The 19922-nt window shown below is 43.7% G+C and carries 17 protein-coding genes; 15 read left to right on the top strand and 2 right to left on the bottom strand.

Going from position 1 to position 19922, the window contains the following annotated elements:
• Positions 1-107: 107 nt before the first annotated feature.
• Entirely contained in the window at positions 108-1523 is a 1416-nt protein-coding gene (gene xylE, locus FZC78_RS20080) for a D-xylose transporter XylE (RefSeq protein WP_148941879.1), read from the bottom strand.
• 2266 nt (positions 1524-3789) lie between these two features.
• Between xylE and FZC78_RS20075 the strand changes: the two genes are divergently transcribed.
• The 8 genes from FZC78_RS20075 to FZC78_RS24640 all read left to right on the top strand — a co-directional run bounded on the left by FZC78_RS20075 (position 3790) and on the right by FZC78_RS24640 (position 11737).
• Positions 3790-4761, top strand: coding sequence for an ABC transporter ATP-binding protein (locus tag FZC78_RS20075; protein WP_148941906.1), 972 nt, complete (start codon positions 3790-3792; stop codon positions 4759-4761).
• Between the two features lie 21 nt (positions 4762-4782).
• Entirely contained in the window at positions 4783-5787 is a 1005-nt protein-coding gene (locus FZC78_RS20070) for an ABC transporter ATP-binding protein (RefSeq protein WP_435874189.1), read from the top strand.
• A gap of 75 nt (positions 5788-5862) precedes the next feature.
• A complete protein-coding gene (locus tag FZC78_RS20065; RefSeq protein ID WP_148941877.1) occupies positions 5863-7620 on the top strand; it encodes a peptide-binding protein in 1758 nt (585 codons plus the stop codon).
• Between the two features lie 478 nt (positions 7621-8098).
• On the top strand, positions 8099-8395 hold the full coding sequence (locus FZC78_RS23910; protein ID WP_187445033.1) for a hypothetical protein: 297 nt from the start codon (positions 8099-8101) through the stop codon (positions 8393-8395).
• Between the two features lie 384 nt (positions 8396-8779).
• Positions 8780-9745: an ABC transporter permease gene (locus FZC78_RS20045; RefSeq protein ID WP_148941876.1), complete on the top strand. Its 966-nt coding sequence runs from the start codon at positions 8780-8782 to the stop codon at positions 9743-9745.
• A 9-nt stretch (positions 9746-9754) separates the two neighbouring features.
• Complete coding sequence (opp4C, locus tag FZC78_RS20040) at positions 9755-10681, top strand: oligopeptide ABC transporter permease (protein ID WP_148941875.1); 927 nt, start codon at positions 9755-9757, stop codon at positions 10679-10681.
• Positions 10682-10799: 118 nt separating this feature from the next.
• Positions 10800-11282, top strand: coding sequence for a hypothetical protein (locus tag FZC78_RS20035; RefSeq protein ID WP_148941874.1), 483 nt, complete (start codon positions 10800-10802; stop codon positions 11280-11282).
• Between the two features lie 329 nt (positions 11283-11611).
• A complete protein-coding gene (locus FZC78_RS24640) occupies positions 11612-11737 on the top strand; it encodes a hypothetical protein (RefSeq protein WP_286365511.1) in 126 nt (41 codons plus the stop codon).
• 922 nt (positions 11738-12659) lie between these two features.
• Here the strand turns inward: FZC78_RS24640 and FZC78_RS20030 are convergent.
• The gene (locus FZC78_RS20030) at positions 12660-13295 is read right to left on the bottom strand and encodes a helix-turn-helix transcriptional regulator (RefSeq protein ID WP_148941873.1); all 636 of its coding nucleotides are present in this window, start codon (positions 13293-13295) and stop codon (positions 12660-12662) included.
• A gap of 222 nt (positions 13296-13517) precedes the next feature.
• On the opposite strand from FZC78_RS20030, the gene FZC78_RS20025 reads away from it, so the two are divergent.
• The 7 genes from FZC78_RS20025 (at position 13518) to abc-f (ending at position 19792) form a co-directional block, all read left to right on the top strand.
• Positions 13518-14141, top strand: a complete 624-nt coding sequence (locus tag FZC78_RS20025) for a superoxide dismutase (RefSeq protein ID WP_148941872.1) — start codon at positions 13518-13520, stop codon at positions 14139-14141.
• Between the two features lie 182 nt (positions 14142-14323).
• Positions 14324-14563: an indolepyruvate ferredoxin oxidoreductase subunit alpha gene (locus FZC78_RS20020; RefSeq protein ID WP_148941871.1), complete on the top strand. Its 240-nt coding sequence runs from the start codon at positions 14324-14326 to the stop codon at positions 14561-14563.
• Between the two features lie 31 nt (positions 14564-14594).
• Positions 14595-14930, top strand: a complete 336-nt coding sequence (locus FZC78_RS20015) for a hypothetical protein (RefSeq protein ID WP_148941870.1) — start codon at positions 14595-14597, stop codon at positions 14928-14930.
• Between the two features lie 50 nt (positions 14931-14980).
• Positions 14981-16036 carry an LLM class flavin-dependent oxidoreductase gene (locus tag FZC78_RS20010; RefSeq protein WP_148941869.1) on the top strand — a complete coding sequence of 352 codons (1056 nt, stop codon included), beginning with the start codon at positions 14981-14983 and terminating at the stop codon, positions 16034-16036.
• Positions 16037-16051: 15 nt separating this feature from the next.
• Positions 16052-16618 carry an NADPH-dependent FMN reductase gene (locus FZC78_RS20005; RefSeq protein ID WP_148941868.1) on the top strand — a complete coding sequence of 189 codons (567 nt, stop codon included), beginning with the start codon at positions 16052-16054 and terminating at the stop codon, positions 16616-16618.
• Between the two features lie 201 nt (positions 16619-16819).
• Positions 16820-17362 carry an NADPH-dependent FMN reductase gene (locus FZC78_RS20000; RefSeq protein ID WP_148941867.1) on the top strand — a complete coding sequence of 181 codons (543 nt, stop codon included), beginning with the start codon at positions 16820-16822 and terminating at the stop codon, positions 17360-17362.
• Between the two features lie 510 nt (positions 17363-17872).
• A complete protein-coding gene (gene abc-f / locus FZC78_RS19995; protein WP_148941866.1) occupies positions 17873-19792 on the top strand; it encodes a ribosomal protection-like ABC-F family protein in 1920 nt (639 codons plus the stop codon).
• Positions 19793-19922 lie beyond the last annotated feature (130 nt).

The raw sequence follows: 19922 nt of genomic DNA, 5'->3' as shown, positions 1-19922 counted from the left end.
ATAGGAGTACGTTAACGAATTAAAGCGCTGAGAGGGACTGTCCCTTTCAGCGCTTTAATTCGTTAACGTTATAAAAATTTCAATAGTAATCAGGCATTTGCCTGGAGTTATATGGCTTTGCTGTTTTTAGCTGAAGGTATCTGCCACAGTTTTTCCATTTGTTCAAGTGATTTCCCTTTGGTTTCAGGGACAAACTTCCAAACGAAAATCGCAGATAGTACACTCATGATCCCGTAGATTCCATATGTCATACCTCCGCTGAATTCCATCATCATTGGATAGGTTGAAGACACCAGATAGTTGGCTGCCCACTGTGCTGCGACCGCAATGGCTACAGCTTGGCCTCTGATTCTGTTAGGAAAGATTTCAGAGATTAATACCCAGCAGACCGGGCCCCAGGAAATCATGAAGGAAGCAGTATATACAACGATGAACAGCAGGGTGCTGAGGCCAATGATATTGGCAAAGGCCAAGCCTGCCACACCGAACATGCCAATGGCCATTCCGATTGAACCAACAATTAATAATGGCTTGCGTCCCAATTTATCAACTGACATGATAGCAATCACTGTGAAAATGACATTTACCAGCCCCATGACAATCGTCTGCAGCATAGAGGCATCTTTTGCGGCACCCATGCTCTCGAAAATCCGCGGAGCGTAATAGAGAGCTACATTAATTCCCACAAACTGCTGAAAAATCGAGAGGAGGATTCCAATAATGATCACCATTTTACCATAAGCGAAAACCGATAATTTTTCAGTAGAGACATTCACCGATTCCTTGATGTCTCTTAAGATTGACTTGGCAGCAGCGGTTCCGTTTATTTTGCTGAGGATACTCAAGGCGCCTTCATCATCTTTTTTTAATGCAAGATACCGAGGTGTCTCTGGGACGAAAAACAAGAAGATGCAGAACAATAATGCGGGAATGGCTTCAGAGGCGAACATATATCTCCAGCCAATCTCGTTTATCCATTCCAAAGATTGTCCGCTTGCAATGCCCCAGTTAACAAAATAAACGACAAGCATCCCAAAGATGATGGCAAATTGGTTGAACGAAACTAACCGTCCCCGGATATGGGCAGGTGCTATTTCCCCAATATAGATCGGGACGATGGCCGAAGCTAAACCAACACCAATACCGCCGATTATTCTGTAGATATTAAAGGCGATCAATAAACCGATTGTCGGTTCACCGGGAGTGAAAAATAAAATCTCCGGATAGGCCGATCCCAATGCGGATAATAAGAAAAGAACAGCAGCGATAATCAATGATTTCTTACGGCCGTATGCTGAAGAGAAGTATCCTGATAGAAGCCCCCCAATAATACAACCAATTAAAGCACTGGAGATGGTGGCTCCATGAATGAAGGAACTTAAGCCGAGTCCGTCAATTAAATAGGATTGTACTGATTTTTCTGCCCCTGATATAACAGCAGTGTCATAGCCGAAGAGCAAACCGCCCAGAGTGGCGACAAGTGTGATGGATAAAATGTAAAGTGAACTCTTTTGTTTTGTCATAATGAATGCAGGCAAATTTTCTATACAACCGGCTGGAGATAACGCTAACTTACAAGACTTAATAAAGCGTTTACAAAATACAGCCTGAGGAATGTATGACTGCCTTCTTTCCCCCTTATCCTCTAAATTAAAAGCTGAATTTAAAAGTTATCTGAATTGTAGCAGAACTAACTTAGTTTGTCTAATGAATAAACTAAGTGCAATTTACTTTATTTTAAAAAGGCTCTTTTCGTAAACTTTGTTGCTAATCTATACTAATTCCGAAAAAAATTAACTATATTTTACCTTACTAACCTGGTAATCATGAAAAGAACTTGAAGCTTGTGGGGCAGCTGTTTTACTTTAAAAGAGGAGCTATTAAAACACATGTATAAGCGCACTTGAATTCACTATTGAATTCAAGTGCTTTTTTTAATGATTTTCCACCAGTTTGGTTTGGTGGATTCATTTACGTAGGAAGCAGAGTTTATAAGAAGGATTCTGCTTAATGGAGTAACCGGCCATTTCTGTTTTGAAATAAGGGAACATTATTCCCTTAAATCCAGAACTGAAGGCAATCCAGGACTAATAAGGGAAGTTTTTTCCCTTAACCAAAGAAAGATGGTCCATTTTCTCATTTTTTAAGCCAATAGCGGAATTATTTTCCCTTATTTCAGCTGTTTTGGGTGCTGTTTCTTAAATAAGGGAAATTTCTTCCCTTATTTAGCTGACATCCATAGTGTCTATCTATTCCAATGTGAACGCGGGGCCTTGAGGGATGAGGTTTCCCCTTAATGGAGTAACCGGCCAATTCTGCCCTGAAATAAGGGAACATTATTCCCTTAAATCCAGAACTGAAGGGAATCCAGGACAAATAAGGGAAGTTTTTTCCCTTAACTAAAGAAAGATGGTCCATTTTCTTGTTTTTTAAGCCAATAGCGGAATTATTTTCCCTTATTTCAGCTGTTTTGGGTGCTGTTTCTTAAATAAGGGAAATTTGTTCCCTTATTTAGCTGACATCCATAGTGTCTATCTGTTCCAATGTGAACGCGGGGCCTTGAGGGATGGGGCTTCCCCTTAATAGAGTAACCGGCCAATTCTGCCCTGAAATAAGGGAAGATTATTCCCTTAAACCCGGAATTGAAGGCAATCCAGGACAAATAAGGGAAGTTTTTTCCCTTAACTAAAGAAAGATGGTCCATTTTCTCATTTTTTAAGCCAATAGCGGAATTATTTTCCCTTATTTCAGCTGTTTTGGGCACTGTTTCTTAAATAAGGGAAATTTCTTCCCTTATTTTTCAAACATTCATAGTGTCTATCTGTTCCAATGTGAACGCGGGGCCTTGAGGGATGAGGCTTCCCCTTAATAGAGTAACCGGTCAATTCTATCTAAAAATAAGGGAACATTATTCCCTTAAATCCAGAACTGAAGGCAATCCAGGACTAATAAGGGAAGTTTTTTCCCTTAACTAAAGAAAGATGGTCCATTTTCTCATTTTTTAAGCCAATAGCGGAATTATTTTCCCTTATTTCAGCTGTTTTGGGTGCTGTTTTCTTAAATAAGGGAAATTTGTTCCCTTATTTAGCTGACATCCATAGTGTCTATCTGTTCCAATGTGAACGCGGGCTCTCGGGCGCTTAGGCTGGTCTAGCTGCATACTTCCTTATCTATCGAAAATTTATCTGAGACCCAAGGTTTTGCACCTCAAGATCATCCGCTGAAAATTCCTCTCTAGCTTCTTTGACACAAACAAAAGGCAGCCTTACAACTCGAAGCCAGGACATAAATCGGCGAACATTTAACCTGCCTGCAGAAGCCGATGGAAAGGACTGGCCAGGCTGTTTTATCCCGTATGTTTCTTTCCTCGGTTCTAGCCTCCCCGAACTTTTTACATCACCCACCTGGTAATCTCCTGTAATATTTGAAATATTTTAGTAAAACTTTTCGACAAAATCACAATACATTATTATTGTCAAAGAAAAGGCATCGAGGTGTGTGAATCTATCCTCAGCCAAGGAGAGAGGAAAGCGTAGAAACCCATACTTATCAATTGGTTATCCATAATAAGGAAGTATTTCTGGCGACTTTCAAAGCCAAGTAAACAAAGTGAAAAACAGTGAGTTGTTTCGAAGGTCGAAATGAACCAAGCACAAAACTACAAAATAAGACAGTTTTTATAATCTTCAGTATATTGAAAAAATTAAGTCTAAATTGTATACTTTCACTCATAAATTACTACAGATTAGCTCCCCAAAAAATACGAGACCGGAGGCTGAGGTGACGCAGATGACTCAAAAAGAACTGCTGAATGTAAAAGGGTTGAAAACTTATTTCTACTTGGAGGATAAGAAAGTAGCTAAAGCTGTCGATGGCGTTGACTTTTCGATAAAGCCTGGAGAAACGCTGGCTTTGGTAGGGGAATCGGGCAGCGGAAAAAGCATCACGTCATTATCGATCATGAAGCTGATCGGCAAGCCTGGAAAGATTCAGGAGGGCGAAATTGTCTTCGACGGCAGAAACCTTGTCCATATGGATGACAAGCATATGTCCAAAGTAAGGGGCAAGGATATTGCGATGATTTTTCAGGAGCCTATGACTGCTTTAAACCCTGTTTTTACAATAGGCAACCAAATTGTAGAAACGTTGATCAGACATCAGAAACTTTCAAAACTGCAGGCCAGTCGCCAGGCAGTGCAATTGCTGAAGATGTGCGGTTTTCCCAGGGCAGAAGAGACCATGCGTGAATATCCTCATCAGCTTTCGGGCGGTATGCGCCAAAGAGCGATGATTGCCATCGCCATCTCCTGTGACCCGAAGCTGCTGATTGCAGATGAACCGACGACAGCCTTGGATGTCACGATCCAGGCGCAGGTTCTGGATTTACTAGATGAAATGAAAAGGAAGTTTAACATGGCCGTTCTCTTGATCACCCATGATTTAGGAGTGGTAGCAGAGTATGCCGATAGAGTGATGGTGATGTACGGGGGCCAGATAGTGGAGGAAACGGACGCTGAAACCATTTTTGATCAGCCTAAGCATCCTTATACACAGGGCTTGCTCGAAAGCCTGCCAAGCTTGGAGAAGGAAGTCGACCGGCTGGGGGCCATTAAAGGCACCGTTCCTCCTTCACACCTATTTCCTGCAGGCTGCCGTTTTGCCGACCGCTGTCCGCACGTCATGGATAAGTGCAGGGCTGAGAATCCGGAGCTAAAGCCGATTGAACCGGACCGCAGGGTTCGCTGCTATCTATATGAATAAGGGGGGAGCTCCGTGTCAGTTATAGAAAAAGAGCACAAAGCAGGAACGGATCAGGAATATATACTAGAAGCTATTAATATTAAAAAATACTTCCCTATTAAAGGCGGAGTTCTCAAGAAGACCATTGGCCACGTCAAAGCAGTGGATGATGTCTCTCTTTCTATTAAAAGAGGAGAAACGCTTGGTGTGGTCGGCGAGTCCGGGTCGGGAAAATCCACCCTTGGCCGTGTCATCCTCCGCCTGCTGCAGCAAACGGAAGGGAAGATCATTTTTGAAGACAACGATATCTCGGCATTGGGCACCCGCAAGCTCCGTCCTTACAGAAGGGATATGCAAATTGTCTTTCAAGATCCATTTGCTTCACTCAATCCCAAAATGAGTGTGGAAGAATTAATAGAGGAGCCCTTAATTGTACAAACCTCTTTGAAAAAGAAGGAGAGAAAAGACAAGATTATTTCCCTGCTCCAAAAGGTGGGTCTGCGTTCGGAAGACAGACTGAAATATCCTCATGAATTTTCAGGAGGACAACGACAGCGGATCAGCATTGCCAGGGCACTTGCTCTGAACCCGAAATTTATCATCTGCGACGAACCGGTATCGGCACTCGATGTGTCCATCCAGGCCCAGGTGCTGAATCTGATGGCAGACCTCCAGGAAGAATTCGGCCTTACCTACTTATTCATTGCCCATGATCTTAGCGTAGTCAAGCACATAAGCGACAGGATTGCCGTTATGTATCTTGGACGGATTGCTGAAATCGCTCCTAAGAAGAACTTGTATGACCAGCCGCTCCATCCTTATACCCAGGCATTATTATCATCTGTTCCTTCTATTGAAAAAAGAAAGAACCGTGAAAAAATCATATTGACCGGTGACCTGCCCAGCCCGTCAAACCCGCCATCCGGATGTGCGTTCCGAACTAGATGCCCCAAAGCTCATGAGAGATGTGCAGTCGACAGGCCGGAGCTGATCGATGCAGGAGGCGGCCATCACGTAGCCTGCCACTTATACGATAAGCGGGTGTAAGATGACTAGTTAAAGGAGGTGGTGCCCCTCTATTCTTTCGGTTCGGCCATGCTTTTTTAAAACTAAAAGGGGTGAATGAGTTTGGTAAAAAAGAAGAGTTGGCTGCTTATGCTTGTGACTGTAATGGTGCTTGGAATGCTGGCTGCTTGCAGCGGGACATCATCTACTAATGAAGAAGGAAACCAAAATGAAGGAGACGGGGAGGCTAAAACCGGCGGTACATTGACAGGTGCAATGGACACCGCGCCTACAGGGCTGTTTAATCCGATCTTCTATACGGAAGCTTATGAATCTAACATTCTTTCTTTGACTCATGAAGGCTTGTTAAGCCAAAATACAGAACTTGAATTCATTCCTAACCTGGCAACAGAGTGGGAGCCTAACGATGACAACACAGAATATACTTTTACACTCAAAGACGGAGTGAAGTGGCACGATGGTGAAGACTTTACTGCCGATGATGTTGTCTTTACTTACAAAACGCTCTCAAGCCCGGGCTATATAGAGGCTGGCGGAGTCCGTACGAACTATGTGGAGAGACTTGCAGGCTATGAAGAGTTCTCTACTGGAAAAACAGAAGATTTCCAAGGAGTAGTCAAGGTAGACGATCATACAGTTAAATTTGTTTTTGCAGAGCCGAACGTTCTTGCTTTGGCCGATGCAAGCTTCACAATCATTCCTGAACATAAATTCGCGGATGTGCCTGTTGCCGAAATCCCTGAACATGCCGCTTCCCGTGATCCTAATGAAGTGGTTGGTACCGGACCATTCAAGTTCACGGAAATGGTGGAAGGTGAGCAATATGTTCTGTCTAAGCACGAAGATTACTGGCAAGGAGAGCCGAAACTGGACAGCGTTGTCTGGAAGGTTGTCGACCAGTCTGTCATCCTCGGATTGCTTGAAAATGGCGAAATCGATTTTGTCGCAGATCCAAACGGATTCCAGGCTGCCGATTATGACACGGTTGCGGCTATGGAACATGTAGAGATTGTTGAACAGCCGGATTTCGGATATCAAATCATGGGTATGATGCATAACCACCGTGCAGAAGGCGATACGACTATCTCCCCTGATAAATGGACGAAAAATGAAAAGCTTGCTGACCCGAAAGTACGCCAGGCGATTGCGTATGCTATCGACCGCCAGGCAATCATTGACGGACTGCTGTTCGGACGCGGGGCGATTCAAAATTCCCCTATCGCCACACAGTTCTGGGCTTATGATGAGACCAACCCGAATCAATATGCATTTGACGCGGAAAAAGCAAACTCCCTTCTCGATGAAGCGGGCTATGTTGATAAAGATGGAGACGGATTCCGTGAAGATCCAAAAGGAAACGAATGGGTGCTTAATCTGAACTACCCAACAGGAAACCAAATTCGCGAGCGTTCTGCTCCAATCATTGAAGAGTTCCTTGAAGCAGTCGGCATCAACATCGACCTTCGCCAGCCGAAGGAAGCTGCCGCCTACTTTGAAGATCTAGAATTAAACAGCCAGGACTGGGATCTTTACCTGATCGGCTGGAGCCTTGGCAGTTCTGATCCGGATCCAAGCGGATTATGGAATTCAACGGCCGGTTATAACTATTCCCGCTGGAATAACCCCGAAGCTGACCAATTGCTGAAGGACGCGTTTACTCCTCCGGATGCATTCGACCAGGAATACCGCAAGAAAGTATACAGCGACTGGCAGGTTAAATTCTCTGAAGACCTTCCTGCAGTCATCCTTTATGCACAAAACAGCCTATGGGCGCACAACAAGCGCTTCCAGGGTGTAGAAGTTCTTCCATACACATTCTTAAGCAATGCGCACAACTGGTATGTAACAGAGTAAAAATAAGTTGAAGCCAATAAGGAAAGAGCGTTCGGTTTGGCGCCGCGCTCTTTTTTGAATAAAAAGTGGAAGCGCCCTGAACTGCTCCGACAGGCAAATGTTCCAACGAGAAAAAAAGGCGGTCTTCCCTTTTATTCTCGTTGGGTTATTTGACCCCGAGGAGCAGGGCGCTGCAACTGGATTGAATAAAAAGTGGAAGCGCCCTGAACTGCTCCGACAGGCAAATGTTCCAACGAGAAAAAAAGGCGGTCTTCCCTTTTATTCTCGTTGGGTTATTTGACCCCGAGGAGCAGGGCGCTGCAACTGGATTGAATAAAAAGTGGAAGCGCCCTGAACTGCTCCGACAGGCAAATGTTCCRAMGAGAAAAAAAGGCGGTTTTCCCTTTTATTCTCTTCGGGTTATTTGACCCCGAGGAGCAGGGCGCTGCAACTGGATTGAATAAAAAGTGAAAGCGCCCTGAACTGCTCCGACAGGCAAATGTTCCGAAGAGAAAAAAAGGCGGTCTTCCCTTTTATTCTCGTTGGGTTATTTGACCCCGAGGAGCAGGGCGCTGCAACTGGATTGAATAAAAAGTGGAAGCGCCCTGAACTGCTCCGACAGGCAAATGTTCCAAAGAGAAAAAAAGGCGGTCTTCCTTTTATTCTCTTTGGGTTATTTGACCCCGAGGAGCAGGGCGCTGCAACTGGATTGGATAAAAGTGGATACCAGAGAAGTGGTGCCAAGAGAGCTATTAGAGACCCAAAGCCGGTTGGAATAGGAGTGAAGTGGTGCTAAGAGAGTTTTTAGAGACCCAAAGCCGGTTGGAATAGGAGTGAAGTGGTGCTAAGAGAGTTTTTAGAGACCAAAACCGGTTGGAATAGGAGTGAAGTGGTGCCAAGGAAAGCTTTTAGAGACCCAAAGCCGGTTGGAATAGGAGAGAAGGGGTGCCAAGAAAGCTTTCAGAGACCCAAAGCCGGTTGGACTATTTGGCCTCGGAGAGCTGGGCGCTATAACTGTTCGCTTCTGAAGGGCATTGTTAAAAGTCGAGCTAGCAGCTTGGGCACCGAATGAATGCTGCTGATCTACTTTTAGGAAGAAGACCTTAGCTAAGCGTTATCTTGAAAAAAATTAGAAACTACAAGCTGTCCAATATAAATAGAAAGAATGGGGGGGAGAACCTTGTACCAGTATATCTTACGGCGGATTCTAGTTTTTATCCCGATGCTGATTGCTCTTACGATGATTGTGTTTTTTATGCTGAAAATGGCTCCTGGCGATCCGATTGCCGGCCGCTTGATGGATCCTAATATAGATCCACAGGTTCTGGAGCAGCAGCGCGAAGCAATGGGATTGAATGACCCGGTTCATATTCAATATTTTAATTGGGTGACGAAGGTCGCTCAGGGTGATTTTGGAGAATCGTTCATATACAAAGGACGTGATGTCAGCGATTTAATTGCCGGCCGTATTGAAAATACCCTGCAACTCGGGCTGTTTTCCTTGATCATCACCATTCTTGTAGGAATTCCTATTGGAATCTATTCCGCAAGAAACCCTTATTCTCTGCTGGATTATGGAGCAACCACTTTTGGGTTCTTAGGATTAGCGATTCCCAATTTCTTCTTTGGACTGGTCGCCATTTATGTGTTTTCGATTACGCTCGGCTGGTTCCCTTCGCAAGGATCCGTATCAACTCCTGGTATAACAGGGCTCGCACTCATGATCGATAAGCTTCATCATCTCGTGCTTCCGGGCATCACCCTTGGCCTGGCAGGAACAGCGACGTATATGAGATACATGAGGTCGGAAGTTTTGGACGTGCTGGGCAGTGATTATATACGTACAGCAAAAGCAAAAGGGATGACGGAAAACTCCGTATTGTATAAGCATACGTTGCGAAATGCGATGATTCCGATCATCACGCTGCTTGGTTTTGAAATCGGGGCATTGCTGAGTGGTGCGATCATCACCGAGGGAGTTTTTCAGTATCCGGGATTGGGGACCTTGTTCATCAATTCCATCAGCAATCGTGATTATCCCGTCATCATGGCCATCAATCTGATGCTCGGTGTCTTTATATTAGTAGGAAACCTTCTTGCAGATATTTTTTACAGTATTGTTGACCCAAGAATCCGCTATGAATGAGGTGATTAAATGCAAATCCATCCACAAGAAACAACCTTAGATCCAACCCCGGAAGTGCAGCCGCACAGTAAACCCAAAAAAGGGAAAACACCCTTTCAGATTGCGTTGGGCCGTTTCATGAAAAACAGGCTGGCAGTGGCCGGCGTGGTCATCCTGGCTTTGATTGTTTTGATGGTCGTCTTTGCCCCTCTTTTGACCGATCACAGCCCGACGAAATCCAATCTGCTGCTGGTGGAACGTCCGCCGACGGCAGAGAATCCGCTTGGGACTGACAGCTCAGGGCGTGATGTTTTATCCCGCTTTTTATACGGAGGAAGGATTTCTCTGATTGTCGGTTTCAGTGCGATGGTGTTCACCCTGTTAATTGGCGTGACTCTGGGGTCCATTGCCGGCTACTACGGCGGGAAAATTGATAATTTTATCATGCGTGTCACGGATATGATGCTCGTCCTTCCGTTCCTTGTAATCATTCTGACAGTCATGGCGATCCTTGACAGGGTTTCAATAGGAATCTTTGTCGCCATCATTGCCTTAACTTCCTGGCCGAATTTAACCAGGATCATAAGGGGAACCTACCTTTCGCTGAGAGAGCAGGAATTTGTACAGGGAGCGAAAGCCATCGGAGCGAGTGATATGAGGATCATCTTTAAGCATTTCATTCCGAATGCCATAGGGCCCATCGTGGTTAACGCGTCGTTAATGATGGCCTCGTATATTATTGTTGAATCCGCCCTCAGCTTTATCGGATTTGGGATTCCCCAGCCGACACCGACATGGGGGAATATGATTTCTGAAGCACAGAGCCTGCGAATTCTGAGGAACAGCCCGGCAGCCTGGATTCCGCCTGGAGTCGCTATCCTGACTACGGTACTTTGCATCAACTTTATCGGGGACGGCCTTCGGGATGCGTTTGATCCGAAAAGCAACAGACGTTAATAAAATGATAAAAGCGACAAGGGGCAGGCATCTTGCCCCTTTTATTTTTTGGGAAAAAAGGGGAAGAGGACTCGAAGCTGGAATAGTACGTTTATAGGTTTTCAAAGGGGGAGCGGTAGTGACCAGCAGAGAAAATAAAGTGGCAACCATACTTTTTATTGTAGGTGTTCTGTCTATAGCAGTAGGGATTATCTCGGGGTTGTATTATTGGTCACAGGCCGATTTTGCTGAATTAGGTATTTCGCGGGCAAGGGTCGGCTGGGGAATGGTCATCAATGGTGCGGTAGCAGGAATTGTGTTTTTTGGCTTTGCCGAAATCATCAAGCTTCTTCAGGGCATTTTTAACCAGGGAGAACCCCATATTCCCAAAGCAGCCCCGACTGTAGCAGAGGAGCCCGCTTTGGCTGCAGCAAATAAGGCAAAAGGGGTCCCGGAAAGTGAGAAAGAACAAATCCAGAAATTTTACGAAGCCCAAGGACGGACTGTGGAGAAAATAGAGCTGGCGGAGAAAGAGGATTTCTTTGTAGTCACGGTCGACGGGCAGAAAGAGCTGATCGAACTGGGAGGCTTCAAGCCGGTCATATATCCATATGAAACATGACAAAAGGACAAGGGCTAAAACGCCGCTTGTCCTTTTTGAAAAAGATAGGCTTTATACGGATAAATCATTAAAAGGGACTGTCCCTTTTTGGGCTGTAGAGTGTTGAGGCAGAAAAAACAACTACCCCAAGAAGTTTTTCTTAAGGAAATACTCAGAGTGAAATAAAAAGGAGTGTATCTCAGTTTTCTTACCTATAACTCCGCTAGCTTTGCGGCTGAAAAGGATGTCGTGTTTGAACCAGGCTGATAAGAAGCGATGGTCCCGGAAATGGAACTCTCTCCATAAATCTCCACTTGTGCTCCTGCTTCAAGCTGCAGGAGGGCAGATACTTGGACAACATTTCAACCTCCACGCCGCTCCCGGAAATTATTGTCTGCGGCTTCATAAGGGTTGCCGTTTACATGGACTTCTACTCTTGTACGATTACTTTCTTCAAAGCTGTCAGGGTTAAATGAAAGGGTTCCTTAAATGAAGTAAACGCCGTCTCATTACTAGATTTTGAGTGGATAGACTGACAGACATTTTATCTGCCGGTCGATACTATTCTATGTATTTGGAAGGAAAGAGAGAGGGAGGTTGTCCACTAAGAAGTGAAAATGAACATAGAGCTGATTTTTCAAGAATAATATAACAGTATTAATCTTGCTTGAAAACTCTTGCAGGCTGCTATTATTCTTTGATGCGTTAATTCCCAAAGAGAGTCCTGCGTTCAGCAGGACACTGAAAATATACCGAATTTTAGAATCTAATTCTTTTTTAAAAGAGTCAACTATCTCTCCTTAAATAGGAAAGAAAGATTGGCTTTTATATGTTGCTCCTCATATTTCATTGTTTTTAATCCATTTTTGGAAGATTTGCCTGCCGGGGCTGGGAGGGTGTTTCTCAACTAGTCTTTGGAAAGATGCTGATTCAAGGCTGCGATCGGTGGCACGTGTCAATGCGGTTCAGTGTTTGGATAGTAAATAGAGGGAAAAAGTTCCCTTATTTAGTGAAAAACACTGAAAGAAGCTAAAATAGGGGAATAAATTTCCCTTATTAAACTAAATACACTAGAAAAATAGGTTTTTTTATCATATAGGGGAAAAAACTTCCTCTATTTTCGCCAAAAAGAGCATGAATTTGCAATTAAGGGAAAAAACTCCCCTTATTTTCTCCGCTAGATACTTATTAAGAAATGGCAGGCCGCTTTCACTATAAGGCCCTCTCCAACATGCGCCAGCCCAGTGGAGTCGTAGATCTTAAACAGAAACCAACACTTTTTAAATTGCACATGAAGTGAAAAAAGGCAGAACCGTTCTTAGAAGTGAACGATTCTGCCTTTTTTAAGTATGTGATGGACTTTTTCAGAGCACTGCGCTCAGCAAGCCCCTCTTCGTGTTATGAATCATATTTAATCAGGAATTTACAGTGTTTATTTCCTTCTGTTTTACAGGAAACCCGCTTGATTTCCTCTGTACCCAGTACTTTTTTGAACATTTCGGTTTCACATTTGCATGCGGTTTTGAAGTTGTTCGCGATGGCCAGTATGGGACAGTTGTATTCAATCAGTTCAAAGGTGTTTTCATCAATTTGATTGGCCTTTGCCATATACCCTTTTTCATTTTGGATTTTTTCTATTTCCAGAACCTTATCCAGTGTGCTGTTTTGCTGCTGCACTTGATCTCTATATTGGTTTGTCAGGCGCTGTTCTCTCTTTTTGAATAGAGCATCGACTGAGTCTTTCCCAAATGAATCTTCTATATCCTGAAGAAACTCCACGCTGATCCCTTCGTAATTCTTCGGGAAAAGCCGTTCTCCTTTTTCTGTCAACGAATAGCTGTATAGCGGTCTGCCCTTGGGCTGCCTGATCTCGCTCGATTGAATGAGCCCGTCTTTTTCAAGGACAGTCAGATGTTTTCTGATAGCCATGTGAGTGATGCCCAGTTCAGCGATAAGGTCATTGACCGTCAGAGCGGATTCTCGTTTGAGTAAATCGAGGATTTTATCTTTCGTCGTTTTCATTGTGACAGTCATACTGTACACCTCTATTCTATTTGAAAGATGGCACGTGCTTTAATGCGATACGAAAAAATTATTATACTATGAAGTATATAAAATGGAAAGTTATTAAGAATTCTCAAAAACCTTGAGCAAATGAATTGATTTATCACATGCTTATGAATTAATCTTTAATTGCATTAAGTATACTTTAAGGTATAAAAAATATCAAAACTAACACATTTGGAGGAATTCATTATGTCTAAATTTACTTTACCAGCATTAAACTACAGCTTCGATGCTCTGGAGCCTCATATTGATCAAACAACGATGGAAATTCATCATGGAAAACATCATCAGGCCTATGTTGATAAATTGAATGCAGCTTTGGAAGGAAACGAGGAACTGCAATCAAAATCTCTTGAAGAGCTGCTGAGCAATTTGGGTGATGTGCCGGAAAACATCCGGACGGCTGTTAGAAATAACGGAGGCGGACACTTGAACCACAGCCTGTTCTGGGAAGTAATTGCTCCTGCAGGCGAAAGTAATGAACCTTCAGGGCAATTAGAAAAAGCAATGGATCAAGCCTTTGGAAGCTTTGATGGATTTAAGCAAGAATTTGCGCAGGCAGCTGCCGCTCGTTTCGGTTCAGGATGGGCTTGGCTGATTGTCAATTCAAAAGGAGAACTTGAAGTGACGAGCACGTTGAACCAGGATAATCCAGTGATGGATGGACAGCGCGCAATCCTTGGGCTTGATGTGTGGGAGCATGCATACTACTTGAACTATCAAAACAGAAGACCGGAGTATATCGAAAGCTTCTTTAACATTATCAATTGGGATGCTGTTGCAAAGAACTTTGAATCAGCACAAAACAACTAAATAAGACCGGGGATAAGGTGCCTTTTTAAGGTGCCTTATTCTATGGCTTATCTCAGATTTACGGAGGATAGAATGGAGATTATAAACGTAGAGGGGATCCCTCACGAAGATGATAAAGCGCTCGTCCTGGTGCTGAGCAAGCTGGACGGAATCTTATTTTAAAAGAAATGGAGGGGGAGCAAGTGGCATTTGTTATTACATCACCTTGTATGCATGAACAAGCAGCAGATTGTGTGGATGTGTGTCCGGTTGATTGCATAGAAAAAGGGTCGGACCAATTTTTTATAGATCCTTCAAGGTGTATTGAATGCGGCATGTGTGAAGCTGTTTGTCCAATTGGGGCAGTATATCAGGATTTCGAAGTTCCTGAGGAAGAGCAGGTTTCAATATCACGGGCGAAGGAATTCTTTTTTGCAAGCTAAAGATAGTCATATAGATAGAGATATAGAAAGAATGAGATCTTTTTCGGGAAAGATAATGGTGCAGGAAGAAAAAGGTTCGGAAGTGTTGATGCTGAGGACAATTCCTGTGGCCAAGTTGTTTGCTCTATACAATGAAGAGGAGATCGAGCTCTCGATTTACCAGCTGAACCCCTTAGCAGGAAAAAATTTGGTGAAGAGCTATCAAGGAATTGCAGAGGTTTTTTTCTTTGAAGGTAACCAAATGTTTTATACGGGTACCAAGTATGTAAATGATTTTTGGGTAAATGATGAAGATATCATCCAAGAGTTGGAAACCCTAGTGGGCAAGGATGTAATCATATTAGTGAACAACAGGAAGATAAAGTAAGATGGTCTTGTAAAAGACTAGGGTGAGTGAATAGAAGGAGGGAAATAGATATGGAGAAATACCGTATCGATCAAAGCAAAGGGTTGGAATTCGGAATCTATACATTAGGCGATCACCTGCCAAACCCTCATACAGGCGAAAGAGGAACTGCCGGCGAGCGGGTTCGGGAAATCATTGAATATGCCAAGCTTGCCGACGAGGCAGGGCTTGATTTCTTCAGTGTCGGAGAAAGCCATCAGGAATACTTCGCTACGCAGGCTCATTCCGTGGTGCTGTCGGCAATTGCACAGGCTACGAAGAATATTAAAATTGGCAGCTCGTCCACCATCATCAGTACATCTGATCCAGTCAGGGTATATGAAGATTTTGCCACCATCGACTTGATTTCGAACGGGCGGGCAGAAATTGTGGCCGGCCGGGCTTCAAGAGTGGGATTGTTTGAACTTCTGGGTTATGACCTGAGAAACTACGAAGAACTTTATGAAGAAAAATTCGACCTGTTGATGAAAATCAACGAAGAGGAAGTCGTGAACTGGAGCGGAGAATACCGCAAGCCGTTAAGAAATGCGAGAGTGCTTCCGCGGCCTCAAAATGGTTCCATGCCGATCTGGCGTGCCGTCGGCGGAACACCTGCCAGTGCGATTAAAGCAGGCTATGCCGGAGCACCGATGTTCATGGCGCACCTCGGCGGACCTGCCTCCGTTTTCAAACGGACTATTGAAGCATACCGTGAAGCGGCGAGGAGCAAAGGGTTCGATCCTGCTCAATTACCAGTTGCGACGGCCGGGTTCTTTTATGCAGCTGAAACCTCTCAGCAGGCATTGAAGGATTTATATCCGCACATTAATGAAGGCATGAAGAAAACCAACGGCGGCGGCTTTCCGAAGCAGCATTTTGCTCAGGGCGTGGATCCGCATAACATCATGAATATCGGCAGCCCTCAAGAGATTATCGAGAAAATTCTGTATCAACATGAGGAATTCAACCACCAAAGGTATATTGCCCAAATTGACTTCGGCGGCATGCCGTTTGACAAGATCATGAAGAATGTTGAAATCATCGGAAATGAAATTTTACCGGCTATACGTAAGTACACAAGCAAGTAATAGGAGGCAGCGAAAATGAAGATTGTCGGATTATCAGGTTCGAAGGTTGGTTCAAAGACGAGAACCGCAATGAATTATGCAGTGAAATCAATTAGCAAAAATGACCCCGAAGCCGAAGTGACCCTTCTGGATCTGGCTGACTATGATATCCAATTCAGTGACGGCCGGAACTACCTGGAATACGAAGGAGATACAGGGCATGTGACAAAAACCTTGATGGAGGCAGACGCCATCATCATCGGGACACCGGTTTTTCAAGCATCAATTCCAGCTACATTAAAAAACATCTTTGATCTGCTTCCTCAAAATGCTTTCCGTGACAAAGTGGTCAGCATCATTGTAACAGCTGGATCTGCCAAGCACTACTTAATTGCCGAACAGCAGATCAAGCCAATATTGTCTTACATGAAAGCCCAAATCGTTCAAACCTATGTGTTCATCGAAGAGAGTGACTTCCACCGTAAAGAAATCACAAATGATGATGTCCTCTTCCGTATAGAACGCCTGGCGGAAGATACCGTCATGCTGGCGGAAGCCTTTGCTTCAATACGTGAAAAGAAAGATGCACAATATGATTTCTGATTAATGGGCGCTTTCGGATATCCCTGGACACTAAGGTTTTTCACTCTTGCTTAACAGGGTATTTCGGTGAACTATGTGCTTAATTCAGGATAGTCATATCAAATAGCAACGGGTTTACGAAAAGAGTCTAATTAATAAAGCGCGGAGAGGGACTGTCCCTCTTCGCGCTTAATACAATGAAGTAAAAAGGAGGAAAGTTGGATGAAGCTTGTGGGAATTTCCGGATCATTAGCAGGTTCTAAAACCAGCAGTATTGTGTATGAAGTCCTGGCAGCCGCCAAGTCAATCAACTCAGATTTACAAACAGAACTGCTGGATTTAAAGGAATATAGCGTTGAATTTGTAACAGGTGCTCCACTAACTTATTACAATGAAGACACAATAAAGGTTGTCAACACGATTTTATCAGCAGATTTTCTCGTTTTCGGATCTCCAATTTATCAGTCCTCTATATCGGGCGCTTTGAAAAATTTAATAGATCATCTTCCGGTCGATGCCTTCAAATCAAAGGTAACAGGAATGATTACTACTGGTGGATCCGAGAAGCATTTTCTTGTCGCTGAACACCATTTAAAGCCCATTCTTACATACTTAAAGGGAACAGTTCCTGTAGGCAATGTTTTTGTTCACGACAAATTCTTCGATGAAGAGAATGAGATAGAGGATATCTATCTCAAAAGAAGAATAAATCATCTAGCAGAGGAAATGATTTTCCTGCAGACTGCCCTTGCTTCAAGGTATTGACAGCCTATTTACAAAATAATGAAATACTGAGATAATATAGAAAATGATGGAGGGGGAAAGTAAGTTTATGGAACCAACAAATTGCTGATTATTAATTTTTGAAAATTAATAAAGATTTTGTACAGAGCGTTAATTTTACCTAGTCAGTATAGGTTTATTTGTTATGCTCTTATGGAATCCGGCAATTTAGAAGGTAACTTACTTACTTGACTCAATATAATTTATCGGTCTCTTGAAATATGGGATGCACTTGCACACATGCTTCTTTAGGCATGCCCCTGTTCCCGGTAAATTATTCACAATAGAGTGTTAAGGGCTGTAAGAAGGTTTGTCTTCTTGCGGTCTTTTTTTATGAGCTTTTTCCGCCGGTATAGGCTTTTGATGAGAAAACCAGGGGAAATCGAGTTCACTATTGTGCTATATCCTAAAACTTAATGAATGTAAGGAAGGTCTTCTTTTTGCTGTCCATAAAATGCGTAACGGACATTATGGATGAAAGAAGGAATGAACATGCTGGAATTATCATTGAACGGTGTAAAAAAATATATGGATGCCGCACAAGTCCTGGAAAACATCACATTTGAGGTGATGACAGGCGAGAAGGTTGGTATTATCGGGGCGAACGGAAGCGGCAAGAGTACGGTCCTGAAATTAATTGCGGGGATCATCCCGATGGAGTACTATCCAGGTTATCCGCAGACAACAAGCTACGGTTACGATGAAGGATTTGTGAACCTTCCGAAAGATGCGGCAGTAGCTTTTCTTGAGCAAACGCCGGAGTTTCCTGAAGGGATGAAGGTTTCCGATGTGCTGAACCTGGCTTTTGAAGAGGTCAAAGCCATTGAAAAAGAAATGCGGAGTGCAGAAGAAAAGCTGGCAATCCTTGAAGGAGATGCATTGGAATTTGCCCTTGTAAAATACAGTGATCTCCTTCAGCTTTACGAAACCAAGGGCGGTTATGAGATGGAAGAAAAGCTGGCCAGGGTCTGCACGGGCTTGAAGTTTCACGAAAGCTTCCTGGATAAGGACTTTGATCTATTGAGCGGCGGGGAAAAAACGACCGTCATGCTCGGGAAGCTCCTTATGAATGCTCCCGACATCCTGCTGCTGGATGAGCCAACCAACCACCTCGATATGGAATCCATTGAATGGCTCGAAAACTATCTGAAGAACCATAAGGGTATCGTGCTGATCGTTTCTCATGACAGATACTTTCTGGATAACGTTGTCAGTAAAATTGTTGAAATTGAAGATATGGTGTCCAGGACTTACAAGGGAAACTATTCTGCATTTACAGCCCAAAAAGAAGAAAACATGCGTATTCAATATGAACACTTCAGAGAGCAGCAGAAGAAGGTCAATAATATGGAAAAACAGGTCACCAATTTGCGTGACTGGGCTATGAGAGCGGACAATAACAAGTTCTTCCGAAGGGCGGCGAGCATCCAGAAGAAACTTGATAAATTAGAAAGCATCGATAAGCCGGTTTTCGACAAAAAGAATATGAAACTGAATTTCAAAGAGACGGAACGGTCTGGAAAAGAAACGATCAAGGCTTCGGGGCTCACGAAAAGGTATGGAGATAAAACAATTCTAAAAGATGCTGACCTGATGATTCCTTATGGTGAAAGGGTCGGCCTGCTCGGTCCAAATGGCAGCGGGAAAACCTCATTCTTAAAGATGCTCTTGGGAGAAGAACTGCCCGATCAAGGGACGGTCGAACTGGGAGCCAACGTCAAGGCGGCTTATCTTCCGCAGAAAATCGATTTTAAAAATGACGAGGCCACGGTTCTGGAGTGCTTCAGGGAAGATATTTCAATCCTGGAAGGAAAAGCCCGTGAATACCTGGCAAAGTTCATGTTTTATAAAAAATCGGTGTTTAAAAAGGTGAAGCACTTATCAGGCGGGGAGAGAATCAGGCTGAAGCTTGCAGTGTTATTATTTCAGGATATCAATTTGTTGATCCTGGATGAACCGACCAACCACCTCGACATCGATTCAATTGAGACCCTCGAGGCGGCTTTGGAAGACTTTAAAGGGACAATATTCTTCATCTCCCATGACCGGTATTTTATTAATAAAATCGGTGAACGAGTTGTGGCTGTTGAAGATCACACTTTTAAAAGCTATGCGGGTAATTATAATGAGTATCGAAGGATCAAAGAACGCGCGCAGGAGAGACGCTCCGCAAAGGAATCTGTTGGAGCGATGAAGAGCCAGCCGAGCGAATTAAAGATCAACAAAGAAAAGGAATTAACAAAAGTACAGGAGAGGATCGAAGACCTTGAAAATGAGATAAGAAAGCTGGACATTGTTTTGGCTGCCAGCCAGGCAGATCATGAAGAACTGTATGAAGTGTACCGCCGGAAGCTGGAGCTTGGAGATGAACGGGATTCAGTTATGGAAGAATGGCTGAAGCTTGCTGATTGAAGGTGGGAGTGATTTTGAGGGAGGACACGATGCTTTTTTTGTCCTCTCTTTTTTTTGTGCTGTTTGGTGAGAGGTTGCTTTATTGATGTACTTGAGAAGAAGATTTAGGGACAGTTCAGACTTTAGGGGG

The sequence above is a fragment of the Rossellomorea vietnamensis genome (genome assembly GCF_008180415.1).
Classification (GTDB): Bacteria; Bacillota; Bacilli; order Bacillales; family Bacillaceae_B; genus Rossellomorea; species Rossellomorea vietnamensis_C.
Note: the sequence above shows the minus strand (reverse complement) of the source record. Positions and strands in the feature narration are given on the sequence as shown.